This window comes from Gemella bergeri ATCC 700627, from assembly GCF_000469465.1.
Classification (GTDB): domain Bacteria; phylum Bacillota; class Bacilli; order Staphylococcales; family Gemellaceae; genus Gemella; species Gemella bergeri.
In genome coordinates, this window is record NZ_KI271808.1 from 9,642 (window position 1) to 14,732 (window position 5,091).

4 protein-coding genes are annotated in these 5,091 nt (G+C 30.5%); all 4 read left to right on the forward strand.

Annotated elements, in window-relative coordinates; genetic code table 11:
- The first annotated feature begins 51 nt into the window (after window positions 1–51).
- The 4 genes from yycF to HMPREF1983_RS01565 are packed head-to-tail and all read left to right on the forward strand — an operon-like array spanning window position 52 to window position 4,825.
- On the forward strand, window positions 52–753 hold the full coding sequence (gene yycF / locus HMPREF1983_RS01550) for a response regulator YycF (protein ID WP_021752523.1): 702 nt from the start codon (window positions 52–54) through the stop codon (window positions 751–753).
- The gene (locus HMPREF1983_RS01555; protein WP_021752524.1) at window positions 753–2,705 is read left to right on the forward strand and encodes an ATP-binding protein; all 1,953 of its coding nucleotides are present in this window, start codon (window positions 753–755) and stop codon (window positions 2,703–2,705) included. Before yycF ends, HMPREF1983_RS01555 begins: the two co-directional genes overlap by 1 nt.
- Window positions 2,706–2,717: 12 nt before the next feature.
- Window positions 2,718–4,034, forward strand: a complete 1,317-nt coding sequence (gene yycH, locus HMPREF1983_RS01560; protein ID WP_040460788.1) for a two-component system activity regulator YycH — start codon at window positions 2,718–2,720, stop codon at window positions 4,032–4,034.
- Window positions 4,034–4,825 (forward strand): two-component system regulatory protein YycI, encoded by a 792-nt coding sequence (locus HMPREF1983_RS01565; protein WP_021752526.1) that lies wholly within the window; start codon window positions 4,034–4,036, stop codon window positions 4,823–4,825. Before yycH ends, HMPREF1983_RS01565 begins: the two co-directional genes overlap by 1 nt.
- Window positions 4,826–5,091 lie beyond the last annotated feature (266 nt).

Sequence of the window (5,091 nt, forward strand, 5' to 3'; positions counted from 1 at the left end):
CTGAAATATTTGTAAAATAATATATACTTTCTGCAACAAGGAGGAAATTAAATGGTTGAATATAAAATTTTGGTTGTTGATGATGAAGAACCAATTGCAAAAATTTTAGATTTTAATTTGAAAAAAGAAGGCTATGAAGTAATAGTAGCTAATGACGGAGAAAAAGCGGTAGAGCTTGCTTTTAGTGAAAATCCGGATTTAATACTGTTAGATTTAATGCTACCTAAAAAGGACGGCATGGAAGTATGCCGTGAAGTTCGTGCTCAAAAAAATATTCCTATTATTATGCTAACGGCAAAAAATACTGAAATTGATAAAGTATTAGGACTTGAGTTCGGAGCGGATGATTATGTTACTAAACCATTCTCAACTCGAGAACTTATGGCACGTGTTAAGGTGAATTTACGCCGAGTTACTAAAAATCAAGAAGAAAAAGAAGAAAAAACCAACGATAACCTAGTTGTTAAAAATATTGTCATCTATCCGGAAGCGTATATTATTAAAAAAAATGGTCAAGAAGTTGATTTAACACGAAGAGAATTTGACTTATTTTATTATTTGGCACAACATCGTGGACAAGTGTTAACGCGTGAGAATCTACTTCAAACCGTTTGGGGTTATGATTATTTCGGTGATGTAAGAACTGTTGACGTAACCGTCAGACGATTACGTGAAAAAGTAGAAGACGATTCATCGCAACCGGAGTATATTATGACAAGGCGTGGTGTCGGATATTTTATAGGTGAAGAATAATGAATTTCTTTAATAAAAAAATAAAGAAAAGATTTTTTTCATCAATTAGAATAAAGTTTGTCATAGTATATGTGCTTGTTAATATTATTTCTTTACAACTAATAGGATTATTTTTTACAACACAGTTGAGAAATACCAATATTAACACTTTTGAACAAAATATAATAGAACAGGAAAAAGTTCTTAATTACCATATAAGAGAAGAGTTGGATAAAGATAACGCCTCAAAAAAAGGTAATGGAGAAAAACACGAATCGGTATCACTGGAAGAAACTCAACGTAATCAAAACAATCCGCAAAATTCACTGCAAATTGACAGTAAAAGCGGTGTAGCTAAATTAATAAGTGAGTTTAATACACAGAAACTATTATTAGTTAACGTTATCGACAATAATACCAAAATATTGGCTTCATCATCTAAAAACGGTAACAGTGATTACTTCGGAAAAAGATCTTTTGATCCGTTAGTAAGCCAAGTGTTAAAAACCGGTGAGAGTGCAAAAAGAATTCAAACAGATGCCAACACCAACAAGCGTGTTTGGATGTATGTAAGCCCGATAAAAAAAGATAATCAAGTAATAGGTGTTATTTCATTAATGGCAGATATAGAAAGTGTTTATCAAGAAGTAACGGGCATTTCTAAAATATTTATTGTTGGAACTGTTTTATCTATTTTAATAACAACAATAATAGGGCTTTTAGCCTCAAAAACTGTTACAAGTTCTATTGAGAAGATGAGCTCACAGGTTAAAAAAATGGCATCCGGAAATTACGGTACGGTTGTCGGAATAAATACCAATGATGAAATTGGAGATTTGGCAAAAGTGTTTAATCAAATTTCCAAAAGAATAAAAGAAGAACAAGACGTAACCGAAACGGAAAAAAGAAAACTTGCAACGATTATCAGCAGTATGATAGACGGTGTAATAACTACGGATAATAACGGGAAAATTATTCTTATTAATACAAGTGCCGAAACAATGATAGGGACAAAAGATAACGAGATATTTATCGGAGAAGATGCACTCAAAGTTCTAAATATAACAGAATATGAAACTATAGGAGAAATAATAGAAGCGGAAGACAGCTTATTGGTTAATATTACTAATAACGAGGGTGAAAATCTTTTGATTCGTGTGGAATTTTCAGAAGTAGTTAAAGAAGAAACGGAAGACTTAACTCAAATGTCGACAGAACTTGAGGGGTATATTATTGTGTTATATGATGTAACCGATCAAGAACGTCAGGAAAAAGAACGACGTGAATTTGTATCGACCGTATCCCATGAACTTAGAACACCGCTAACAACGATGAATAGCTATATTGAGGCATTAGAAGAAGGTGTAATGGCGGATAAGGAATTGGCACCGGTGTTTATCGATACAATTCATAAAGAAACCAATCGTATGATAAGAATGGTTAATGAACTTATGCAGCTCGGTAAAATGGATATTCAAGAGGAACATTACGAAAAAGAGTTTATTGATATTAATAAAATGATAGAGCAGATAGTCGGTCGTTTTGAACTAACTCATCCGGAGAAAAACTTCATTAGACATATACCTAAATCTCCTATATTTGTAGAAGGAGATCAGGATAAACTTACGCAAGTATTTGATAATATTATAAATAATGCCGTAAAATATTCTCCGAACGGGAAAAATATTACAATAAGAGTTCGTCAAAACTACAATCATAATAGGGTAAGTATATCAATAAAAGATGAGGGTGTCGGAATACCGCTTGTTCATATCGATAAAATTTTCAATAGATTTTATCGTGTTGATAAAAGCAGACAACGTAGTATGGGCGGTACCGGGTTAGGTTTAGCACTTGCAAAAACAATAGTGGATGCACACAAAGGAAGAATTTGGGCCCAAAGCAGAGAAGGGTACGGCAGCATTATTTTTGTAACGCTACCTTGTGAAAAAATAGAAGATGAATGGCTGTAGGGAGTGAATGCTATGAAGAAAAATAAAGAAACGATTAAATCCATAATACTGGTATTACTTGTTATATCTAGTATTTTTCTGACGTATATAATAACTACTTATCAGCCGGATTATGAAATATTTACCAAAAAAACTTCTCAAAAAGTAAACGACAATGAAGAAAAAGTCGTAGATGATCTGCTTCATTTTTTAACACCTAATATTATAGTAAAAGTTAATGCAGGAGCAAGAGAAGAACCGGCGGTTCAAAACAGTATTACCAAAATCGCAACTGTTGACGGAATAAAAGATAAAAAAACTCAAAAAGAGATTATAAAAGAAATTAGCAAGAGTGAAAGTGTTGAAACACGGGTTCGAAATAAAAATATTGAAGAAGTTATACATAACGGTGGAGAAAAAATCATTTTGGAATACTCGGCGCCACTTGACTCAGCATTGGTAAAACCGATATTTTTTGCAGAAGAAAGTTCGAATATAAGTTTAGAATTTGATACGATAGTATTTTTAAAAGAAAAACCGGAAAATATCTATCTCTATAAAAAAGGCGAAAAAAATTATCTCCAAATCAGAGTAAGTGAGAATATTTATAAAAGAATATCTGAAAAGTTCTCCTTTGCTAAAAAGAGTTATGGAAAATATAGTTTGAATAATAATTTTATCTACTTAAAGGAAGATGTTGACAAGTATTATATTGATGAATTTAGTACGGAAAACATCAGTTTAAATAAACTTGGCAGAGATATTTTTGACCCTCAAGGCGGCATAAAAAACAGTAGTGACAATGAAATTTCGGACGGTTATTCTATTTTAAGAGAGCAAGGGAACAGACTAACCTATATTAATCCATCAAACGAAGAAAAAAATGGAACAACCCCTTTAGCGTCATTAGGGTATGCGGTGAATTTTTTAAGTCTCGGGTATGCTAATAATCAAAACTATCAACTTATTTATTCATATGAAGACTTAACACAGTTTCAAGAAACATATAAAGAGGGTTTGGTATTCAATAAAGAAGAATTAGCTAATATTAGAGTTTTAAGTAACAGTTCAGGGGTATATCAGGTTATTTCGCCTAAAAAAATAACAAAAACTTATTTATCCTCTAAAACTGCAGGAGTTTACGATGTAGAACGTGGTGAATATGTAATAAACTACCTATATAATTACGTTAATTTAAAAAATGTCAGCGATGTTGTTTTAGGCTATGAAAAAACATTTAGCAAAACGAAAATTAATTGTTATTACAAGCCGACATGGTATGTAAAATATAACGGTAAGTATATAAGTTTTAAAAATCTAAAAGCCGGTGTAGAAAAGGGGGCGGAGTAATGAATTGGAGTAAAATAAAAACGATGTTTATTTATTTATTTATAGCTCTGAATGTTATGCTCCTAGGTTTTTATGTTTATACCGTTTATAAAAACAAAGTAGAAATTGTTCAAGAAAAAGAAGTTATCGAACGTGCAATGAAAAATGACGGTATAAAGATAGAAGAAAATCAGCCGAAAAAAGAAAATCTTGGTTATATTAATGTAACAGGGTCAAATTTTAAAGATATAAAAAAAGAAACCAGCGGTTTAAAATTAGAAGTAGAAACTGTAGATAAATATAGCAAGCTAAAAGGAACGTTAGATACCGCAATTACTAATATTGATAAAAATAATTATAGGGCTGAATTAGATACTTTTTTAGCAGAAAAATATAAAGCGGGAAATCATTATATGTTCTCAAATTATGATGTTACAGAAAAAACGGTAACTTATGAACAGGTAATAGACGGTGTCAGAGTATTTGATAATAAAAATGCAAGACTTGTATTTAAGGTGGAAGCGAATGGAGATATAAAATCTTTCGAGCAAACAGCTGTAACAAATATAAGAAAAGATAAAAATGAAACATTGGTAACTCAATCACAAGCTATTAATCGATTATATCACGAAGATTTAATACCGAAAGAAAGCAGAGTAAAGGCAACATTAGGTTACTATACCTATATTTCCCAAACTGAAAATCAAGTATTGATTCCGACATGGTGTGTCGAAATAATATCAAAAAATGACGTTGTAAAAAAATACTATGTTGACGCTATAGAACTTAATATATTAAATAAAGGAAATTAACAATTTGTTATATAGATAAAAATTTCTTACTAATATAATTATAAAACAGAAATCTCTTACTAAGAACTTAGAATAAAATTTTTAAGTTTAGTAGGGGATTTTTAATGTTTTTTTGTATTGTATAAAAATATTTTTAGAGAGGACATATGTATATTAATGTATTAAATTTTAATCTTGGAAAATATATTTATATGATTAAAAGAAAATAAAAAATGAGTGAATATTTATTCACCTTTATGTATAATAATATTAATCTAAGTTTATTT

What these genes read in the sequence shown, in the direction of transcription:
- yycF (WP_021752523.1), top strand. Translation starts at nt 52, where the DNA reads ATGGTTGAATATAAAATTTTGGTTGTTGATGATGAAGAACCAATTGCA.
- HMPREF1983_RS01555 (WP_021752524.1), top strand. Translation starts at nt 753, where the DNA reads ATGAATTTCTTTAATAAAAAAATAAAGAAAAGATTTTTTTCATCAATT.
- yycH (WP_040460788.1), top strand. Translation starts at nt 2,718, where the DNA reads ATGAAGAAAAATAAAGAAACGATTAAATCCATAATACTGGTATTACTT.
- HMPREF1983_RS01565 (WP_021752526.1), top strand. Translation starts at nt 4,034, where the DNA reads ATGAATTGGAGTAAAATAAAAACGATGTTTATTTATTTATTTATAGCT.